The organism is Paracoccus sp. J56 (assembly GCF_019633685.1).
GTDB classification, from domain to species: domain Bacteria; phylum Pseudomonadota; class Alphaproteobacteria; order Rhodobacterales; family Rhodobacteraceae; genus Paracoccus; species Paracoccus kondratievae.
In genome coordinates this window covers 161,895-181,163 of record NZ_JAFL01000001.1, presented here as the reverse complement: position 1 = coordinate 181,163, position 19,269 = coordinate 161,895, and the positions used below count along the sequence as shown (strand labels likewise).

The 19,269-nt window shown below is 62.2% G+C and carries 23 protein-coding genes; 15 read left to right on the top strand and 8 right to left on the bottom strand.

The window, feature by feature from the left end:
* Positions 1 to 94 precede the first annotated feature (94 nt).
* Positions 95 to 1,048 (bottom strand): choline ABC transporter substrate-binding protein, encoded by a 954-nt coding sequence (locus tag M511_RS00860; protein ID WP_010392557.1) that lies wholly within the window; start codon positions 1,046 to 1,048, stop codon positions 95 to 97.
* A gap of 131 nt (positions 1,049 to 1,179) precedes the next feature.
* Here M511_RS00860 and betI point away from each other — a divergent pair, with 131 nt between their 5' ends.
* From betI to betA, 3 genes are all read left to right on the top strand, one after another.
* Complete coding sequence (gene betI, locus M511_RS00855; protein WP_029371329.1) at positions 1,180 to 1,749, top strand: transcriptional regulator BetI; 570 nt, start codon at positions 1,180 to 1,182, stop codon at positions 1,747 to 1,749.
* Positions 1,746 to 3,191, top strand: coding sequence for a betaine-aldehyde dehydrogenase (gene betB, locus M511_RS00850; protein WP_010392553.1), 1,446 nt, complete (start codon positions 1,746 to 1,748; stop codon positions 3,189 to 3,191). The genes betI and betB overlap by 4 nt, the downstream gene beginning before the upstream one ends.
* 81 nt (positions 3,192 to 3,272) lie before the next feature.
* Positions 3,273 to 4,952 carry a choline dehydrogenase gene (gene betA / locus M511_RS00845; RefSeq protein ID WP_010392550.1) on the top strand — a complete coding sequence of 560 codons (1,680 nt, stop codon included), beginning with the start codon at positions 3,273 to 3,275 and terminating at the stop codon, positions 4,950 to 4,952.
* Here betA and M511_RS00840 read toward each other — a convergent pair.
* Complete coding sequence (locus M511_RS00840) at positions 4,927 to 5,457, bottom strand: YceD family protein (RefSeq protein WP_010392549.1); 531 nt, start codon at positions 5,455 to 5,457, stop codon at positions 4,927 to 4,929. The two genes, betA and M511_RS00840, sit on opposite strands and share 26 nt — an antisense overlap.
* 114 nt (positions 5,458 to 5,571) lie before the next feature.
* Between M511_RS00840 and M511_RS00835 the strand changes: the two genes are divergently transcribed.
* Positions 5,572 to 6,027 carry an outer membrane protein assembly factor BamE gene (locus tag M511_RS00835; protein ID WP_029371326.1) on the top strand — a complete coding sequence of 152 codons (456 nt, stop codon included), beginning with the start codon at positions 5,572 to 5,574 and terminating at the stop codon, positions 6,025 to 6,027.
* A gap of 38 nt (positions 6,028 to 6,065) precedes the next feature.
* Here M511_RS00835 and msrB read toward each other — a convergent pair whose 3' ends face one another.
* On the bottom strand, positions 6,066 to 6,476 hold the full coding sequence (msrB, locus tag M511_RS00830; RefSeq protein ID WP_010392546.1) for a peptide-methionine (R)-S-oxide reductase MsrB: 411 nt from the start codon (positions 6,474 to 6,476) through the stop codon (positions 6,066 to 6,068).
* A gap of 103 nt (positions 6,477 to 6,579) precedes the next feature.
* Between msrB and M511_RS00825 the strand changes: the two genes are divergently transcribed.
* From M511_RS00825 to rnd, 3 genes are all read left to right on the top strand, one after another.
* Positions 6,580 to 7,335 carry a GNAT family N-acetyltransferase gene (locus M511_RS00825; protein WP_040601627.1) on the top strand — a complete coding sequence of 252 codons (756 nt, stop codon included), beginning with the start codon at positions 6,580 to 6,582 and terminating at the stop codon, positions 7,333 to 7,335.
* A gap of 43 nt (positions 7,336 to 7,378) precedes the next feature.
* On the top strand, positions 7,379 to 8,509 hold the full coding sequence (gene tgt / locus M511_RS00820) for a tRNA guanosine(34) transglycosylase Tgt (RefSeq protein WP_010392542.1): 1,131 nt from the start codon (positions 7,379 to 7,381) through the stop codon (positions 8,507 to 8,509).
* A 121-nt stretch (positions 8,510 to 8,630) separates the two neighbouring features.
* Positions 8,631 to 9,809: a ribonuclease D gene (rnd, locus tag M511_RS00815; protein WP_029371322.1), complete on the top strand. Its 1,179-nt coding sequence runs from the start codon at positions 8,631 to 8,633 to the stop codon at positions 9,807 to 9,809.
* Positions 9,810 to 9,863: 54 nt separating this feature from the next.
* Here rnd and M511_RS00810 read toward each other — a convergent pair whose 3' ends face one another.
* Genes M511_RS00810 through hisA form a run of 3 tightly spaced genes read right to left on the bottom strand, consistent with a single transcriptional unit; the run spans position 9,864 to position 11,692 of the window.
* The gene (locus M511_RS00810; RefSeq protein WP_010392536.1) at positions 9,864 to 10,190 is read right to left on the bottom strand and encodes a phosphoribosyl-ATP diphosphatase; all 327 of its coding nucleotides are present in this window, start codon (positions 10,188 to 10,190) and stop codon (positions 9,864 to 9,866) included.
* Positions 10,187 to 10,948 (bottom strand): imidazole glycerol phosphate synthase subunit HisF, encoded by a 762-nt coding sequence (gene hisF / locus M511_RS00805; protein ID WP_085501113.1) that lies wholly within the window; start codon positions 10,946 to 10,948, stop codon positions 10,187 to 10,189. The genes M511_RS00810 and hisF overlap by 4 nt, the downstream gene beginning before the upstream one ends.
* Before the next feature lie 27 nt (positions 10,949 to 10,975).
* Positions 10,976 to 11,692, bottom strand: coding sequence for a 1-(5-phosphoribosyl)-5-[(5-phosphoribosylamino)methylideneamino]imidazole-4-carboxamide isomerase (gene hisA, locus M511_RS00800; protein WP_085501112.1), 717 nt, complete (start codon positions 11,690 to 11,692; stop codon positions 10,976 to 10,978).
* Between the two features lie 168 nt (positions 11,693 to 11,860).
* Here hisA and M511_RS00795 point away from each other — a divergent pair, with 168 nt between their 5' ends.
* Positions 11,861 to 12,247, top strand: coding sequence for a DUF2147 domain-containing protein (locus M511_RS00795; RefSeq protein WP_010392531.1), 387 nt, complete (start codon positions 11,861 to 11,863; stop codon positions 12,245 to 12,247).
* A 97-nt stretch (positions 12,248 to 12,344) separates the two neighbouring features.
* On the opposite strand, the gene hisH is transcribed toward M511_RS00795, so the two are convergent.
* Positions 12,345 to 12,974, bottom strand: coding sequence for an imidazole glycerol phosphate synthase subunit HisH (gene hisH / locus M511_RS00790; protein WP_085501111.1), 630 nt, complete (start codon positions 12,972 to 12,974; stop codon positions 12,345 to 12,347).
* Entirely contained in the window at positions 12,974 to 13,561 is a 588-nt protein-coding gene (gene hisB, locus M511_RS00785) for an imidazoleglycerol-phosphate dehydratase HisB (RefSeq protein WP_010392528.1), read from the bottom strand. Before hisB ends, hisH begins: the two co-directional genes overlap by 1 nt.
* 179 nt (positions 13,562 to 13,740) lie before the next feature.
* On the opposite strand from hisB, the gene M511_RS00780 reads away from it, so the two are divergent.
* From M511_RS00780 to M511_RS00750, 7 genes are all read left to right on the top strand, one after another.
* Complete coding sequence (locus tag M511_RS00780; RefSeq protein ID WP_085501110.1) at positions 13,741 to 14,295, top strand: DNA repair protein RecN; 555 nt, start codon at positions 13,741 to 13,743, stop codon at positions 14,293 to 14,295.
* Positions 14,296 to 14,298: 3 nt separating this feature from the next.
* Entirely contained in the window at positions 14,299 to 14,661 is a 363-nt protein-coding gene (locus M511_RS00775) for a cell division protein ZapA (RefSeq protein WP_010392526.1), read from the top strand.
* A 459-nt stretch (positions 14,662 to 15,120) separates the two neighbouring features.
* On the top strand, positions 15,121 to 16,107 hold the full coding sequence (locus M511_RS00770) for a sulfate ABC transporter substrate-binding protein (RefSeq protein WP_029371318.1): 987 nt from the start codon (positions 15,121 to 15,123) through the stop codon (positions 16,105 to 16,107).
* Between the two features lie 3 nt (positions 16,108 to 16,110).
* Positions 16,111 to 16,950, top strand: coding sequence for a sulfate ABC transporter permease subunit CysT (gene cysT / locus M511_RS00765; protein ID WP_085501109.1), 840 nt, complete (start codon positions 16,111 to 16,113; stop codon positions 16,948 to 16,950).
* On the top strand, positions 16,943 to 17,839 hold the full coding sequence (cysW, locus tag M511_RS00760) for a sulfate ABC transporter permease subunit CysW (RefSeq protein WP_010392523.1): 897 nt from the start codon (positions 16,943 to 16,945) through the stop codon (positions 17,837 to 17,839). The genes cysT and cysW overlap by 8 nt, the downstream gene beginning before the upstream one ends.
* Before the next feature lie 8 nt (positions 17,840 to 17,847).
* A complete protein-coding gene (locus tag M511_RS00755; RefSeq protein ID WP_010392522.1) occupies positions 17,848 to 18,567 on the top strand; it encodes a sulfate/molybdate ABC transporter ATP-binding protein in 720 nt (239 codons plus the stop codon).
* A gap of 60 nt (positions 18,568 to 18,627) precedes the next feature.
* Positions 18,628 to 19,197: a hypothetical protein gene (locus M511_RS00750; protein ID WP_085501108.1), complete on the top strand. Its 570-nt coding sequence runs from the start codon at positions 18,628 to 18,630 to the stop codon at positions 19,195 to 19,197.
* Positions 19,198 to 19,269: the final 72 nt, after the last annotated feature.

The following is a 19,269-nucleotide window of genomic DNA, read 5'->3' as shown; positions in this document are numbered from 1 at the left end:
TGGCTCGGGCGGGAACTCCCGGCAAGGGTGGATGAAGAATAGTAGTAAAGGCGGGGCAGGGCGGCCAGGGAGACGGGGCCCGCCCTGCCGTCCCTTACTTGGACAGGGCCGCTTCCAGCGCCGCAATGGCATCGCCGCCATCAACGGTGGTCACACCCTCAAGCCAGGGTTTGGCCGCATCGGGGTTCGCCTTCAGCCATGTGCTGGCCGCTTTCATGGGATCGGAACCGTCGTTCAGGATCAGGCCCATGACCTCGCTTTCCATCGGCAGGGTGAATTCGAGGTTTTGCAGGAATTTGCCCACATTGGGACATTTCTCGACATAGCCGGCGCGGATATTGGTATCGACACGGGCACCGCCGAAATCGGGGCCAAAGACATCATCTCCGCCGCCCAGATAGGTCATCTGGAACTGAGTGTTCATCGGATGCGGCTCCCAGCCCAGAAAGACCACCGGTTTGCCCGAACTGTCGGCACGGGCGACCTGGGCCAGCATCCCTTGTTCGCTGCTTTCGACCACTTCGAAAGTGCCAAGGTCAAATTTGTTCTCGGCTACCATTTCCAGCAGCAGGCGGTTGCCGTCATTGCCGGGCTCGATCCCATAGATCTTGCCGTCCAGCGCGTCCTTATGAGCGGCGATCTTGCTGAAATCGTCGATGCCGAGTTCGGCGCCGGCCTTGTTGGTCGCCAGCGTATATTTCGCCCCGGTCAGGTTTGAGCGCAGCACCTCGACCGTGCCGGCGTCGCGATAAGGTTTGATATCGTTTTCCTGACTGGGCATCCAGTTGCCCAGAAAGACGTCCACGTCATCCTTGGCCATGGCCGTATAGGTGACGGGCAGGGACAGGATCTTGGTCTCGGTCTCATATCCCAGTGCTTGCAGGACGTTTGACGCCAGCGCCGTGGTGGCGCTGATATCGGTCCAGCCGACATCCGAAAAGACGATCTTGCGGCACTCGGCGGGTTCTTCTGCCGCTGCCGTTCCTGCCGTGGCGAGCGAAGCTACGAGCCCGGCAGCAAGGGCGGCGGTGGTGCGGCGAAATGTCATCTTGTTCTCCCTGGTTTGTTGACTGGTGCGTCAATTAAGGCTTTTATTGATTGACGAGTCAATCAAAGATCTGCCAGATGCGGGTCTTCCACGCGAATTTTGAAGCCGAACGGCGAAATGGTATCCTGAGCATGCCCAAAGTTGGTGCAGAACCTATCCGAAAGGCCGCATTAATCAACGCCGCTATCGTCACAGTGGGGCGAGCGGGCTCGCTTGATGTGACCGTGGCGCAGATTGCGCGCGAGGCTGGGATGTCCTCGGCGCTGGCCCATCACTATTTCGGTTCGAAAGAGCGGATCTTTCTCGCCGCAATGCGACATATCCTGACGCAATATGGCCTTGCGACCCGCGCGGCGCTGCGTGGGGCGACAGTCCCGCGTGAGCGTCTGAACGCCATCGTGGCGGCCAGTTTCGACAGTGTGAACTTTGAACGCGACACCATTGCCGCCTGGCTGAATTTTTACGCGCTGGCGCTGGTCGAACCCGAAGCGGCGCGCCTTTTGCGCGTCTATCACCGGCGGCTCAACTCGAACCTGATGGTGGCGCTGCGGCCTCTGGCGGGCGAGGGGGCCAGGCGCATTACCCGTACTCTTGGGGCGCTGATCGACGGGCTTTATCTGCGCGCGGCGCTTTCGAATGACGCGAATGCCGCCGTCGCTGAACGTATGACATTGGACTATCTGGAAAAGGTGCTGCCATGAGCCATGACGCGCAACCGCAGGCGAGCCTCTATATCGACGGCGCCTATGTCGAGGGTGAGGGCGAGGCGCTGCCCGTTCACTATCCCTATACCGGCGAGACGATTGCCACCCTGCGCGAGGCGAGCCGCGATCAGGTTGCCCGCGCCACCGCCGCCGCAGCAGCAGCCCAGCCGGCATGGGCAGCCCTGCGCCCGGTTGAGCGTGGCCGGGTGCTGATTCGCGCTGCTGCGATCATTCGTGAGCGTGCCGAAGAACTGGCCCGGCTGGAGACGCTGGATACCGGCAAACCCATTCAGGAAACCCGTGTCGCTGACTGGCCTTCGGGGGCGGATGCGCTGGAATATTTCGGCGGGCTTGCTCCCACTGTCACCGGGCAGATGATCCCGCTTGGCGGTGATTTCGTTTATACAATCCGCGAGGCCTTGGGGGTCTGCGCCGGGATTGGTGCGTGGAATTATCCCAGCCAGATCGCCTGTTGGAAAGCCGCGCCGGCGTTGGCGATGGGCAATGCGATGGTGTTCAAACCCAGCGAGGAAACGCCGCTTGGCGCGTTGAAACTGGCCGAGATCTTGACCGAGGCGGGCTTGCCCCCTGGCATTTTCAATGTGGTGCAAGGGCGCGGCGCTGTGGGTGCAGCACTGGTGACGGACCCGCGTGTGGCCAAGGTTTCGCTGACCGGATCGGTCGCAACGGGCCAAAAGGTCTATGCCGCCGCAGCCGAGGGCATGCGCCATGTCACCATGGAGCTTGGCGGCAAGTCGCCGCTGATCGTTTTTGACGACGCCTCTCTTGATGATGCGGTGGGTGCGGCGATGCTGGCGAACTTCTACTCTTCGGGGCAGATCTGTTCGAACGGGACGCGTGTCTTTGTTCAGCGCGGTATTCTGCCGGCATTCCTTGATCGGCTGGCCGAGCGTGCGGGCAAGATCAGGATCGGCGATCCTTTGGATGAAGAAACCCAGCACGGTCCTATCGTCAGCCCGGCACAGGCCGCCAAGATTCGCGCGGCAATCGAGCGCGGCCGTGAGGAAGGCGCCCGGCTGGTCTGCGGCGGCGCGGGCGAGGGGGCATTCATCCCGCCGACAGTCTTTGCCGATGCCAGTGACGAGATGTGGATCGTGCGCGAGGAAATCTTTGGGCCGGTCATGTCGGTTCTGTCTTTTGAGACCGAGGAAGAGGCGGTTGCGCGCGCCAATGCCTCACCCTACGGGTTGGCAGCGGGGGTCTTTACCCGCGATCTGGCGCGCGGACATCGGGTTGCGGCGGCGCTTGAGGCAGGGACGACCTGGATCAACGCCTATAACCTGACCCCGGTAGAGGCGCCCTTTGGCGGGGTCAAGCTGTCCGGGATCGGGCGCGAGAACTCGGCGGCGGCCATCGAGCATTATTCGCAACTGAAGTCCGTCTATGTCGGCACGGGAGGGGTTGATGCGCCTTACTGACCGGCGTCGCGCCTGTGCTCGCGCAGGCATGGATATTTTTACACGGAAGAAATCAGCAGGTTTGGCCAAGGAGGGACAGGCATGATCCCGGATTATGTGATCGTCGGTGCAGGTTCTGCCGGCTGCGCGCTGGCCTATCGCCTGGTGATGGCGGGCAAGCGCGTTGATATCATTGAATATGGCGGCAGTGACATCGGCCCCTTTATCCAGATGCCTGCGGCGCTGTCCTATCCTATGAACATGCGCCGCTATGACTGGGGCTTTTCGACCGAGCCTGAGCCGCACCTGGGCGGGCGGCGGCTGGTGACCCCGCGCGGCAAGGTGATCGGGGGGTCCTCTTCGATCAACGGCATGGTTTTTGTGCGTGGCCATGCCAAGGATTATGATTTCTGGGCTGAAAGCGGTGCGAACGGTTGGGCCTATGCCGACGTGTTGCCCTATTTCAAACGGATGGAAACCTCGCACGGGGCGGTCAGCGATTATCGCGGCACCGAGGGGCCGCTGCATGTAACGCGTGGTTCACGCAAGAACCCGCTGTTTAACGCATTCATCCGTGCCGGACGCGAAGCCGGCTATCCGATGACCGAAGATTACAACGGCGCCCGTCAGGAAGGCTTTGGCGCCATGGAGGCGACGATCTGGGAGGGCCGGCGCTGGTCGGCGGCCAATGCCTATCTGCGCCCGGCGCAGGAAACCGGCCTTTTGCGCCTGCGGCGCGGCCTTGCTCAGCGGATTATTATCGAGGATGGCCGGGCGGTTGGTGTTGAGGTTAAAAATACGCGCGGTATCAATGTATTCCGCGCAAAACATGAAGTGATACTTTCAGCAAGCTCGATCAATACGCCCAAGTTGCTGATGCTGTCGGGTATCGGCCCGGCCGAGCATTTGCGCGAGCATGGAATTGAGGTTCTTGCCGATCGCCCAGGCGTTGGTGCGAACTTGCAGGATCACCTTGAGATCTACATGCAATATACTGCGACCAAGCCGGTCACGCTTTACAAGCACTGGAACCTTTGGGGGAAGGGCTCGATCGGGGCGCAATGGATGGCGACCGGGACCGGGCTTGGCGCCTCGAACCAGTTTGAAAGCTGCGGTTTTATCCGTTCGCGCGCCGGGGTCGAATATCCCGATATTCAGTATCATTTCCTGCCGCTTGCCGTGCGTTATGACGGGAAAGCAGCGGCCGAGGGGCATGGTTTCCAGGTCCATGTCGGGCCGATGCGTTCAAAATCGCGCGGCACGATCCGGCTGAAATCGGCCGATCCCAAGGAGGCGCCCGAGATCCGCTTTAACTACATGTCGCACCCGGACGACTGGGCTGAATTCCGTGCCTGCGTTCGGCTGACGCGCGAGATTTTCACCCAGCCTGCCTTTGCCGAATACAAGGGCTATGAGATCCAGCCCGGCGAGGCAGTGGTGTCGGACGAACAGATCGATGCATTCATTCGCGACCATGCAGAGTCGGCTTTTCATCCTTGCGGTACGGCACGGATGGGGCGGGCGGATGACCCGATGGCGGTCGTTGATCCTGAATTGCGGGTGATTGGCGTCGAGGGGCTGCGGGTTGCCGACAGCTCGATTTTCCCGCGCATCACCAACGGCAACCTCAACGCCCCTTCGATCATGACCGGCGAAAAGGCTGCCGATCATATCCTAGGGCAGGGAATGTTGCCGCGGCTGAATCTTGGGCCGGAAATCCCGGCGGATTGGCAGGAAAAGCAACGTACCGAATGGGTTACGGGCGCTTCTTCGAGTCTTTAATCAAATCAGCAAGCCCGGCAAAGGGCTTGCGCGGCTCTTCTTTTTCTTCTTTGGGTTCAGGGGCATCGAGAGCGGCCCCCCGGGCGCGGGGATAAAGAGGCAGAGCCAGTGTCAGCGCCTCGACCATGATTGCCTCGACGTCGATGAACTGGCCAAGGGGTTCGACATCCTCGTCCGGCATCTCGACCTCTTCGCCTTCGGGCGAATCGACATGGGGCGAGAACAGGCGGTGGACCTCTTCCTGCAGATTCGTCGCCACCGGAGCGAGTGTGACCACACAGGGTTGTACGACGCGCGCCGAAAGCGTCCCGGTCACCTCCCAACTGTCATTCGCGATGGCGCGAATGCTGCCGGAAAAGCGCAGCCGGGGCAGGGCATTGATTCCCAACTCATCCGCCAGCGCATCGCGGGCGGTGGTATCTGGGGCCAACGCGAACTCGGTCGGCTGCCGGGGGTTCAGATGCGCCACGCGGAAGCGGCTCTGCGGGGCTGGGGAAGTGGTCATCGGTGGCCTTTCGCGGGCAAATCTGCCCTTGGTCTGGATATTCTTGAGCGTGAGGCACGAGTTTGCTAAGCCGGTCGAGCGGCGTCAACAGGCGCGTAAGGGGACAGAGAGAAGATGAAGATTTCCAGGCGGCAACTCATGGGTTTTGCGTTGGCCGCACCTCTTGGCCTTTCCGCCTGTCAGGCCACTTATCGCAACCATGGTTATGTTCCCCCCGAGGAGCAGCTGGCCCAGGTCGTTGTTGGCCAGACCACGCAAGCCGATATCGAGGGGCTGCTGGGCCGGCCCTCGGCGCAGGGGCTGTTGACCGGCTCGGCCTGGTATTACGTCGGCTCGCGCTGGCAGTTCTACGGTCCGCGTGAACCGCGCGAGATTGACCGTCAGGTCGTGGCCGTCAGCTTTGCCGAGAATGGCGTTGTCAGCAACGTCGAGCGGTTTGGGCTTGAGCGCGGGCAGGTCGTGGTGCTGTCGCGTCGCGTCACCGATGCGGGTGTGAGCAGCCTTGGCCTGATCCGTCAGCTGCTGGGCAACGTTGGTCGCGTGCAGGCCAGCGACTTCCTGCGCGACTAGACCCAAGGCAAGGTCCGATGTGCGAGGGGGTGGCGCCGTCAGGGCGCCCCTTCGCCGGTCTCGCCTTCGGGCACAAAGCGCAGCGCAACGCCGTTGATGCAATAGCGCAGCCCGGTGGGCGGAGGCCCGTCGGGAAAGACATGGCCCAGATGTGCGTCGCAGCGATGGCAGCGTACCTCGGTGCGGATCATGTCGTGGCTAAGGTCCAGATGTTCGTCGATATTGCCGCCGGGTCGTGAAAAACTGGGCCAGCCGCAATGGCTTTCGAACTTGGCATCCCCCTCAAAAAGCCGCGCCCCGCAGCATACGCATGCGTAATGTCCAGGGCCGTTGGGAAAGCCCGGATGGGAAAAGGGCCGCTCGGTCCCGGCCTGCCGGGTGACGCGATAGGTCTCGGCGTCCAGCTCGGCCCGCCACTCGGCGTCAGTCTTAAAAATCCGGTCTGCCATCTTCCTGTTCAATCCTGCTTTGCTGTTGTTACAAGATAGGTGCAGGATGGGCGGTAGAAAAGCCGGATCGGGGCCGGTCCATGGATCGGACAAAGATGTGAACATGGCATTGCGCAAAGGTCGTTTCGAGGTCGTATTCGCCGAAAGCGCCGAGGATATCCGCGCAGCACAGCGTCTGCGTTGGCTGTGTTTCCTGCGCCGCGGGCATGATGGCCCCGCGACCGAGGGCGCGCTGGACGCCGATGATTACGACGAAGGCTGCGATCATGTACTGATTCGCGAACGTGCCAGCGGCTCTATGGTTGGCTGTTTTCGGATGCTGACCCTTGCGGGAGGGGCCGAGATCGGGCGCAGCTATTCGGCCCGGCATTACAATCTGTCGCGGCTTAGCGGCTTTCAGGGCCGGATGGTCGAGATCGGCCGTTTTTGCATTCATCCTGAATGGCACGATCCTGATATCCTGCGGCTGGCCTGGGGTGCACTTGCCCGGCATGTCGATGAGCAGAAAATAGAGATGCTGTTTGGCTGCTCCAGCTTTGTCGGCACTGATGTTCATGGCTATGAGGATGCCTTTGCCATGCTGCGTGAGCGGCATCTGGCCCCGAAACGCTGGCTGCCGCGCGTCAAAGCGCCGCAGGTATTCCGTTTCGCCCGCGCGCTGAGGCTGCGCAAACCCGATCCCCGGCGGGCGATGGAGGCGATGCCGCCGCTCTTGCGCTCATATCTTGCGATGGGGGGCTGGGTCAGCGATCACGCGGTGGTGGATCGCCAGCTGGACACCTTGCATGTGTTCACCGGGCTTGAAATCCGCGCCATTCCTCCCGCACGGGCGAAACTCTTACGCGCGGCCGGGGCATAGGGCACCTTTGCATCTGGTGGGAAAACCTCCTATCTGCGCGGGCATGAGCGACAGATTCCAGTTTTCCGTGCTGGCCACTGATGGCCGCGCCCGTACCGGTGTGATCAACACGCCGCGCGGCGATATCCGCACGCCTGCCTTTATGCCGGTGGGCACTGCTGCCACGGTCAAGGCCATGATGCCCGAATCGGTGCGCGCCACCGGCGCGGACATTCTTCTGGGCAATACCTACCACCTGATGCTGCGTCCCGGCGCCGGGCGTATTGCCCGGCTGGGCGGGTTGCATCGCTTTATGAACTGGCCTCGTCCGATCCTGACCGATTCGGGGGGCTTTCAGGTCATGTCGCTGTCGAGCCTGCGCAAGCTGACCGAAGATGGGGTGACCTTTTCAAGCCATGTCGATGGCTCGAAGCATTTTCTGTCGCCTGAAACGAGCATGGAGATCCAGCGCCAGCTTGGCTCGGATATCGTCATGGCCTTTGACGAATGCCCGGCCCTGCCTGCTTCCGAGGAAGAGGTCGCGAAATCCATGCGCATGTCGATGCGTTGGGCGCAGCGCTCGCGCGACGCTTTCGGCGATCGGCCGGGCCATGCGCTGTTCGGGATCATGCAGGGCGGCGTTACCCGTGAATTGCGCGAGGAAAGCGCCGAGGCGCTGAAATCCATCGGCTTTGACGGCTATGCCATCGGCGGTCTTGCCGTAGGCGAAGGGCAGGAGGCGATGTTCGGCGTGCTCGACTATGCCCCCGGCTGCCTGCCCGACGACAAACCCCGCTATCTGATGGGCGTGGGCAAGCCTGACGATATCGTCGGCGCTGTCGTGCGCGGCGTCGATATGATGGACTGCGTTCTGCCCTCGCGCTCGGGGCGGACGGGGCAGGCATGGACCCGCCGTGGTCAGGTCAATATCAAGAACGCGCGCCATGCCGACGACCCCCGGCCGCTCGACGAAGCCTGTACCTGCCCGGCCTGCACCGGATATTCGCGCGCCTATCTGCACCATGTCTTCCGCGCCGGAGAGATGATCTCGGGCATGTTGCTGACCTGGCATAACCTGCATTACTTCCAGGAGTTGATGGAGGGGCTGCGTCAGGCCATTGCTGCGGGAACATTGGCCGAGTTCGTGACCGAATTCGAGGCAATGCGGGCACAGGGCGATATCGAACCGTTATAATATGTCGGGTAGAGCCTTGAAATCTTGTGATGCTGCGATATCCCGAAAGAATCGCAGGCGGCACCCCGCCACTTGAAAGAACCCGATGCCCGCAAACGTCAAGAACGATCAGAAACACAATATCCGTACCATCACCACGACTGCCGAGCTGGCCGAGTTCTGCAAACTTGCCAAAGCCCAGCCCTACGTGACGCTTGACACCGAGTTCCTGCGCGAGCGGACTTATTATTCCAAACTGTGTCTGATTCAGGCTGCGCTGCCTCCGGCTTCGGTCACCAGGACGCCGGGTGGCGTGGCAGTGCTGATTGATCCGCTGGCCGAGGGGCTGTCGCTTGAGCCGCTTTACGACCTGTTCCGCCACAAGCCGACGGTAAAGGTCTTTCACGCGGCGCGGCAGGATCTGGAGATCTTTTTCCACGATGCGGGTGTCATGCCCGATCCGTTGTTTGACACCCAGATCGCTGCCATGGTGTGCGGCTTTGGCGAACAGGTCGGATATGAAACGCTGGTGCGTAAGATTGCCCGCCAGCCGCTGGACAAATCTTCGCGCTTTACCGACTGGTCGCACCGCCCTTTGTCCGATGCGCAGGCATCCTACGCGCTGGCTGATGTGACACATCTGCGCGCGATCTATGAATTCCTCTCGGCGCAGCTAGAAAAGACCGGCCGCGCGCCGTGGTTGGCCGAAGAAGTGGCGGTTCTGCTTAACCCCGAGACCTATATTACCCGCCCCGAGGACGCGTGGGAGCGGGTGCGCACTCGCTCGGGCTCACCCCGTTTCCTTGCGGTGGTGCGCGAACTGGCACGTTTCCGCGAGACCTATGCGCAAGAGCGCGACATCCCGCGCGCCCGCGTGTTCAAAGATGACGCGCTGATCGAGCTGGCCTCGACCCGCCCGCTGACCGAAGGCGATCTTGCCAAGTCGCGGCTGCTTTTGCGCGATGCGCGCCGGGGCGAGATCGCGAATGGCATCCTCGCCGCCGTCAAGGTGGGGGTTGAGACGCAGGATCTTCCCAAACCCGCACCAGAAGAGCCGGGCCGCCCCGGTAACGCTGCGCTGGCCGAGCTTTTGCGCGTGCTGCTAAAGGCCAAAGCTGATGCCGCAGGGGTCGCGCCTCGTCTGATCGCTTCGGCGTCGGATCTGGATGCCATCGCGTCGGGCGCACGCGATCTGCCCGCGCTGGCTGGTTGGCGGGCCGAGGTCTTTGGCAATGATGCGCTACGGCTGGCGGCTGGCGAAATTGCGCTTTCGGCCCAGAATGGTTCGGTCCGCGTCGTGCCGGTGCCGATCGCATCCTGATCGGATACGGGCCGGTCCGCCCAGATCCAGTGGGCGGATCGGGCAGGTCATGCGTTACTTGCGCGCGGCCTTCTCCTCGATGCCCGAACGGCCCTCGCGACGGTCAAGCTCATGCTCGACCTCGATCAGCGTCACATCGCGCGCGGCCAGCATGACAAGCAGGTGATATAGCGTATCCGCCGCCTCGCTGATCAGCCGCTCGCGGTCGCCTTTAACTGCCTCGATGATTGCCTCGATTGCTTCTTCACCGAACTTCTCGGCGCATTTTTCGGGTCCCCGCGACAGCAGCCGGGCGGTCCAGCTGGTTTCGGGATCGGCGCCACGGCGCGCTGCGATGGTTTCGGCCAGGCGGTAAAGGCCGGTCTGGGGCAGGTCGCTCATGTCAGTCGTACCGGGATGCCCGCGGCGGCCAGATGCTCCTTGGCCTCGCGGATGGTGAAAGTGCCAAAGTGAAAGATCGAGGCTGCGAGCACGGCCGAAGCATGGCCTTCCAGCACGCCCTCGGCCAGATGTTCCAGCGCGCCGACCCCGCCCGAGGCGATGACCGGGATCGAGACGGCATCGGCGACGGCCCGGGTCAGCGGGATGTTAAAGCCGGATTTGGTGCCGTCGCGATCCATGCTGGTCAGCAGGATCTCGCCCGCGCCCTTGGCGGTGACGGTGCGGGCAAACTCAACCGCATCAATGCCGGTCGGTCGGCGCCCGCCATGGGTAAATATCTCCCATTTCCCCGGGGCCACGGTCTTGGCGTCAATGGCGCAGACGATGCATTGGCTGCCAAAACGGTCGGCCGCCTCGGCGATGACGTCGGGGTTTGCGACGGCAGCCGAGTTAAAGCTGACCTTGTCTGCGCCCGCCAGCAGCAGATCCCGCACGTCCTTATGGCTGCGCACGCCACCTCCAACCGTCAGCGGCACAAAACAGGCCTCGGCGGTACGTGTCACCAGATCGAACATGGTGCCACGGTTTTCATGGGTGGCATGGATGTCGAGAAAGCAGATCTCATCCGCGCCAGCCGCGTCATAGGCGCGCGCTGCCTCGACCGGATCGCCCGCATCGACGAGATCGACGAAATTCACGCCCTTGACCACTCGGCCATCGGCAACGTCCAGACAGGGGATCACACGGGTTTTCAGCATGACGCCTTGCTACCTTGTCCTGCGCGTTCAGGCCAGCGCGTTCAGCGCGGCGTGCAGGTCGATCGCGCCGTCATAGAGCGCCCGCCCTGAGATTGCCCCGGCGATGACGCCTGTGTCGCGCAGTGCCAGCAGATCCTGCATCGAGCTGACGCCGCCCGAAGCAATAACCGGTATATTCACTGCCCGCGCCAGCGCTTCGGTTGCCGCAATGTTCGGACCACCCATGGCCCCGTCGCGGTCGATGTCGGTATAGATGATCGCGGCGACCCCTGCGTCCTCAAAACGGCGGGCGAGGTCTGCTGCCATCACATCGGTTTCCTCGGCCCAGCCGCGCGTTGCAACCCGGCCGCCGCGTGCGTCGATACCAACTGCGATCTTGCCCGGGAAAGCCATTGATGCTTCATGGACCAGCGCCGGGTTCTCCACTGCGACTGTGCCCAGAATGACCCGCGCCAACCCGCGTTCAAGCCAGCTCTCGATGGTCGCCATGTCGCGGATACCGCCACCCAGTTGGGCCGGTACATCGACGGCGGCAAGGATCGCTTCGACAGCGGCCGCGTTGACCGGCTTGCCAGCAAAGGCGCCATTCAGATCGACCAGATGCAACCATTCCGCCCCGGCGTCCTGAAAGGCGCGCGCCTGCGCGGCCGGGTCTGTACCAAAGACGGTCGCCGCCTCCATATCACCACGCAACAGGCGCACGCAGTTGCCGTCCTTGAGGTCGATCGCGGGATAAAGGATCATCGCATCTCTCCTGATAGCGTGGCGCACCTTTGCCACAGCCAGAGCCGATCCGAAAGACCCGTGGCCCTGCAACACGCGCCGCTAAAGCGACCCCACGTCAGGCTTGATCGGCGATATCCCGCACCCTCATCCTGCCGACATAACCACATCCCAGGGAGGGGAATCAGAATGAAGATACCGGCTTTCGCAGCCATGCTTTGCCTTGTCGGCACCATTGCCCAGGCCGACGGCATCAGCGGCATCTTTCAGACCCAGGCGAATGACGACGGCAATGTCGGCATGGTCGAGTTCTATGACTGCGGCGGCAAATATTGCGGCCGTCTGATCAAAAGCTTTGACAAGGCGGGTAAGGAAATCTCTTCGCCTCATACCGGCAAGAACATCGTCGCCGGGATGAACGATGACGGAGGCGGCAAATTCTCGGGTGGTACGATCTGGGATCCGGGCGCGGACAAAACCTACAAGTCCAAGATGCAGTTCGACGGCAAAACGCTGAACGTCTCGGGCTGTGTCGCGGTCTTTTGCAAGACACAGCGCTGGGTACGGGTCAAATAGCCCCGGCTTCTTTCGTGCCCAAATATCCCGGGGGAACGCCCCTGAGGCCCCGTTGAGGGGCCTCAGGGGCGTGGGGGCAGAGCCCCCTCACCCTCGCTCACGGGTTCCAGCGCAGAAAGTTGCCAATGATACGCAAACCCACGGCCTGAGATTTCTCGGGGTGGAACTGGGTGCCGGCGATATTGTCGCGCCCGACCACAGCCGTTACCGGCCCGCCGTAATCGGCGGTCGCCAAAAGATGCGCGAGATCGTTCACGCGAAACTGCCAGCTATGGACGAAATAGGCATGGTCCCCGGTCGAGATGCCATCAAGCAGCGGGTGCGCCTGCAGCACGGTCAGATCATTCCAGCCCATATGCGGGACCTTTAGCCCCGGCGCGCGGATGGGGTCGATTTCTCCCCCGATCCAGCCAAGGCCCGCGGTATCACGGTATTCATGCCCGATCTCGGCAAGCATCTGCATGCCGACGCAAATACCCATGAAGGGAACGGCGCGGGCAAGTACTGCCTCGCGCAATGCTTCGACCATGCCGGGCACGGCCTCCAGCGCCGCACGGCAGGCCGGAAAGGCGCCGTCGCCGGGCAACACCAGCCGGTCCGCGCGGGCAACCACCTCAGGGTCCGATGTCACGACCACCTCAGCACCTGTCTCGCGTCCCATGAGCGCGAAAGCCTTTTCGGCCGAGTGCAGGTTGCCGCTGTCGTAATCGACCAGCGCGACCCGCATCAGAGAGCGCCCTTGGTCGAAGGCAGCACACCTGCCATGCGCGGGTCGGGCTCGACCGCTTCGCGCAGCGCCCGTGCTATCGCTTTGAAGGTCGCCTCGGCAATGTGGTGGGCGTTGACGCCATGCAGGCGATCGACATGCAGCGTGATGCCGCCATGGGTCGAAAGCGCCTGAAAGAATTCGCGCACCAGTTCGGTGTCGAAACTGCCGATTTTTTGCGCCGGAAAGTCGACGTTCCAGCCCAGCCACGGCCGCGCTGACAGATCCAGCGCCGCCCGCACCAGCGCGTCGTCCATCGCCAGATGGAACGAGCCATAGCGCCGGATGCCAGCCTTGTCGCCCAGGGCTTTGGTCAGCGCCTGACCAAGGGCGATGCCGGTATCCTCGACGGTGTGGTGATCGTCGATGTGCAGATCGCCCTTGGCCCGCACCCTCATGTCGATGAGAGAGTGCCGGGCCAGCTGGTCCAGCATATGGTCAAAAAAGCCAACGCCGGTCTGGTTGTCATAGCGACCGCTGCCGTCAAGATTGATCTCGACCTCGATTTCGGTCTCTGCCGTCTTGCGGGTGATCTTTGCGCGGCGCATCTGGCGTCTCTCCTCATGCAGGCTTGCTGTCTTATAGGGCCGCAGCCGCCGCCTGAAAAGCCGATGCGCAAGCAAGGATCCGACGGCAATTTCCGCCTGTTCTTGTCATATGGCCGACGCAATGCGAAAAGTGACGGGCGACCCGCAAAGGACGAGCGACCCGAAAAGGATCCTGGCCGATGAGAGATGACCTGAACGGCAGCGAACGGCGGTTGATCGCGGCCTTGGACCGCATTGACCAATTTATCGACCGTGTGGCGCAAACCGGCGCCACTTCCTCGGATGCACCCTACGCCGCGCCAGAGGGCGAGGCCGAGGCGCGGCTGCAGGAAATCAGCGCCGAAAATCAGCGTCTTTCACAGGAACTTGCGGTCCAGCACGAACGTCAGGCCGAAACCCTGGCGACCTGCGAGGCACGACTGGCCGAAGCGCACCAGCGCCTTGTTCATGCCGGGCAAGAGATCGCGCGGCTTGCCCGTGCAAATGAGGTGCTGGCGGCTGCCAACCGCGCCCTGATCGAGGACCGCTCCTCTGACGAGTCGCAGGATGATATCCGTTGCGCGCTTGAGGCCGAAATCGAATCGCTTCGCGCCGCGCGTGATGCCGAACGCGCGCAGATGGACGATATCATCGGGACGCTTGATCGCATGATCGGCACCGCGCCGCTGCCTGCTGCGTCCAAGGGGCAGGATGGCCCGCAGGAAGGTTCCAATCTGGACGAGGAAAGGGGCTGAGCCATGGCCGAAGTCGATTTCTCGATCGGACACAAATCCTACACTCTGGCCTGTCAGGAGGGGGAGGAGCGGCTGCTGAAACGCGCTGCCTCACTGCTGGATAACGAGGCGCAGGCGATTCTGGCGCAGGCAGGCCGCATGCCCGAGCCGCGGCTGCTTTTGCTTGCCGGGCTGATGCTCGCAGACCGGACCTCGGCGCTTGAGGATCGTGTCGCCTCGCTGGAGCGTGAGCTGGCGCGGCACAAGACCAATCCGCAGCGGGTCGAAGTGCCGGTGGTGCCCGAATCGCTTGTCGAAGCGATGGCCGAACTGGCCGCGCGCGCCGAGGCACTGGCCCAAAAGGCCGAGGATCAACTGGCGGATTGACCTTTCCGCCCCGCAAGGAATGCAAGGCCGCTCCCACCGGGGCGGCCTTCCCATTTGGGCGATTCTACCCCGTCGCACGGCGCCGGTCTGATACGTAAACCCTGATGAGAGCTGCTCAGATTCGGTGGGCGATGCAGCGGGATATGTCTGAGCATTTTCCGAAAACTCAAATTAACATACTGAAAATATTAAATAATAAAAACGACAAGAGGGAACGTCTTTTCTGTTGAAATAAACGATAAAGTCTGTCGTAATTAAGGTCATGAGGAGAGCCTCATAGGCAGATTAAGAGGACAAGGCATCATGATCCGCAGCATTCGCGTGACCGACAGCCAACTGGCCCATGGCCGTGTGATCCGGCGCCATCTCGACGGCCGCCTGACGGTCGAGGATGGCACCAAGCGCATGACCGGCTACCCGCTGAACCCCGGTTTCCTGGATCGCTGCCTGGGCTTTTCGATGCGGCGTGTCGTGGCGATCGCGGCGACCATCGTGGGTATCGGTCTGGCCGGTCAGGCCTCTGCCGATAACTCGTTGCTGAACGTCAGCTATGACCCGACGCGTGAACTTTACCGCGCAGTAAATGCCGCCTTTGCCGCGAAATGGGAGGCCGATGGCCACCCGGCCCCCAGCATCGAGACATCACACGGCGGTTCGGGTGCACAGGCACGTTCGGTGATCGACGGGCTCAAGGCGCAGGTCGTGACGCTGGCGCTGGCCTCGGACATCGACCAGATCGCGGCCAAGGGCCTTTTGCCCGAGGACTGGCAGTCGCGCCTGCCGCACAACAGCTCGCCCTATACCTCGACCATCGTTTTCCTTGTCCGTGAGGGGAACCCCAAGGGGATCCAGGACTGGGGTGATCTGGTCAAGGAAGGGGTCGAGGTCATCACGCCGAACCCCAAGACTTCGGGTGGTGCGCGCTGGAACTACCTTGCCGCTTGGGCCTGGGCGCAAAAGAACGGTCAGGACCCCAAGGAATTCGTGACCGAGCTGTTCAAGCACGTTCCGGTTCTGGACAGTGGCGCGCGTGGTTCGACCACGACCTTTACCCAGCGCGAGATTGGCGACGTGCTGCTTGCCTGGGAAAACGAGGCTTATCTGGCGCTGAACGAACTGGGTGAAGACCGTTTCGACATCGTCGTGCCCTCGGTCTCGATCCTGGCCGAACCGCCGGTCGCGATCGTGGACAAGAACATCGTCGACGACGAGCAAAAGCAGCTGGCGGACGCCTATCTGAACTTCCTCTACTCGCCCGAGGGGCAGGCGCTGGCCTTCAAGCACTACTACCGTGCCTGGGATGAGAGCGCAGCGGATCCGGCCGACGTGGCCCGTTTCCCCAAGCTCGACCTTGTGACCATCGCCGACTTCGGCGGCTGGAAACAGGCCCAGCCCGAGCACTTTGGCGACGGCGGCACCTTCGACCAGATCTATTCGGGGAAGTAACCCATGGCGCTTGCGCTACGTTTGCAGAAATCTCCCATGCCGGGCTTTGGGCTCGGCATGGGTATTACGCTGGCGATGTTGTCGCTGGTCGTTATCCTGCCGGTCGTCGCGCTGCTGGCGCGTGGTGTCAGCTACGGCCCCGAGGCCGTCTGGGCGACGATCAATACGCCACGGGTCTGGGCGGCGCTTTATCTGTCGTTCCGGCTGGCGTTTCTGGCGGCGCTGTTCAACCTCGTCTTTGGCTCTCTGCTGGCATGGGTGCTTGCACGCTATGACTTTCCCGGCCGCAGGCTGATCGACGCGTTCGTGGATCTGCCCTTTGCCCTGCCGACAGCGGTGGCGGGCATCGCGCTGACTGCGCTGTACGCGCCGAACGGCACTTTTGGCAGCATTGCCAAAAGCCTTGATGGCAAGATCGCCTATACGCAGTGGGGCATCCTGATCGCGTTGATCTTTGTCGGCCTGCCCTTTGTCACCCGCACGGTTCAGCCGGTGATCGCCGAGATCGAGCAAGAGGTCGAAGAGGCCTCGGCCACGCTTGGGGCAGGGCGCTTTTACACGATGCGCCGGGTGATCCTGCCAATGCTGTTGCCCGCGGCGCTGACCGGTTTTGCGCTGTCGCTTGCGCGTGCGGTCGGCGAATATGGCTCGGTCATCTTCATTGCCGGCAACCTGCCGATGAAGACCGAAATTGCACCCCTGCTGATCGTCATCAAGCTGGAAGAGTTCGATTATGGCGGTGCCGCCGCCATCGGTATCGCCATGCTTGTCATCTCATTCTCGATGCTCCTGGTGATCAACCTCATCCAGATCTGGAGCCGACGGAGGATCGGTCATGTTTGACGGCTCGCCCGAGGATCATATCCCCGTTCCCGCTGCCCGGACCTCGGCCTGGCGTCCGGTGACGCAGGAAAGCCCGCTGGTGCGCGCGGTGCTGATCGCCGTGGCACTGGGCGGGTTGGCCATTCTGGTAGTCGCCCCGCTGATCGTGGTCTTTGCCGAGGCATTGGCCAAGGGTGCGGGCGAGGCCCTGCGATCGCTGGCCAAGCCCGAGGCGCTGTCGGCGATCCGCCTGACCCTGATCGTCGCGGCGATTACCGTGCCGCTGAACGCGATCTTTGGCATTGCCGCAGCATGGACGATCACCAAGTTCGATTTTCGCGGCAAAGCCTTTCTGATCACGCTGATCGACTTGCCGTTTTCGATCTCGCCGGTGGTGGCTGGCCTGGCGCTGGTGCTGCTCTTTGGCACCAACAGCCTGATTGGTGGCTGGTTGGTCGCACAGAACTTTCCGATCATCTTTGCCCTGCCGGGGATCGTGCTCGCCTCGATCTTCGTCACTTTTCCCTTTGTCGCGCGCGAACTGATCCCGGTGATGATCGAACAGGGCCGCGCTGAGGAAGAGGCGGCGCTGACGCTCGGTGCTTCGGGCTGGCGGGTGTTTCTGACCGTGACCCTGCCGAATATCAAATGGGCGCTGCTATACGGCGTGCTTTTGTGTAACGCCCGCGCCATGGGCGAATTTGGTGCTGTCGCCGTGGTCTCGGGCAAGATCCGCGGCCAGACCGCCACCATGCCGATCACCATCGAGATGATGTATAACGAGTATTTCTCGGTGGCGGCCTTCAGCCTGGCGACGGTCCTGGCTCTGCTTGGCCTGCTGACCCTTGCGCTTAAGACCTTGCTGGAATGGCGCCATGCCGATCAGCTTGCCGCAACCCGCCGCCATTGAGGTGACCCATGCATATCGAGATTGACGAGATCGCCAAGACCTTCGGCTCTACGACCGCACTGCAGCCGGTCAGCCTCGCCATTCCTTCTGGGGCGCTGGTGGCGCTTCTGGGCCCTTCGGGGTCGGGCAAGACCACGCTTTTGCGCATTCTCGGCGGGCTTGAATTCCCGACCTCGGGCCGGGTGCTGTTTGACGGACAGGACGCAACCGGCCTGACCGTGCAAGAGCGTCGTGCCGGCTTTGTGTTCCAAAGCTATGCGCTGTTCCGCCATATGACGGTATTTGAAAACATCGCCTATGGTCTGCGTGCACGTCCGCGCCGTTCACGCCCGCCGCATGCTGAAATTGAGCGGCGGGTCACCAAACTGCTTGAACTGATCCAGCTGCCCCAGATCGCTGATCGCTACCCAAGCCAGCTTTCGGGTGGCCAGCGCCAGCGGGTCGCGCTGGCCCGGGCGCTTGCGATCGAGCCGCGGATGCTGCTGCTTGATGAGCCGTTTGGCGCGCTGGACGCCCGCGTCCGCAAGGAACTGCGTCAGGGCCTGCGCGAGATCCATGACACGACCGGCCTGACCACGGTCTTTGTCACCCATGACCAGGATGAGGCGATGGAGCTGGCCGATCTGGTGGTGGTGATGTCCATGGGCCGGATCGAGCAGGTCGGCCGTCCGCAAGACATCCGTGCCCGGCCCGCGACGCCTTTCGTGCGCGAATTCATCGAGGCCTGATCCCGCTTTCCCCTTGCCCGCATGGCGCGCTAGCCTTGCGGGCAAAATAAGGGGGGAGCCATGGATGCCTATGCCCATCTCAAGGTACTGGTCAGCCTGATCCTGGGCCTTGCCATTACCCGTGTTCTGTCGGGTCTGTCGCGCCGGTTGCAGTTTCCTGCCCGGACCGAGGGGATGTTCGTCCATATTGTCTGGTCAATGGTGCTGCTGCTGTCGGCGGTGCATTTCTGGTGGTGGGAATTCGCATTGCGCGACATCGCCACCTGGCACTTTGGCATCTATGTCTTTGTGCTGGCCTATGCCTCGCTGCATTTCCTGATGGCGACGTTGCTGTATCCCGACGCCCATTCCGAACATGCGGAAAGCGAGCGCTTCTTTATCACCCGGCGGCACTGGTTCTTTGGGATCTTCGCGGTCTCGTTCCTATTTGATCTGATTGATACGGCGATGAAGGGGCGGGCGCATTGGCAGGCTCTGGGTTCGGAATATCCGTTGCGCCTGCTGGTCGGGGTTTCGATTGCCCTTTTGGCGATGCGGACCGGACGTCCCCGCAGCCTGCTGATTCTGGGTATCGTCTGGCTTGTTTATGATCTGTCATGGATCATTCGTCGCTATGATAGCCTGAACTAAGCGGGGTGGCGGTTCAGCCGCCAGCCAGTTGCCTGGCGAAAGCGAAAGGGCGGGGCGCGGTTTTTTGGCTCT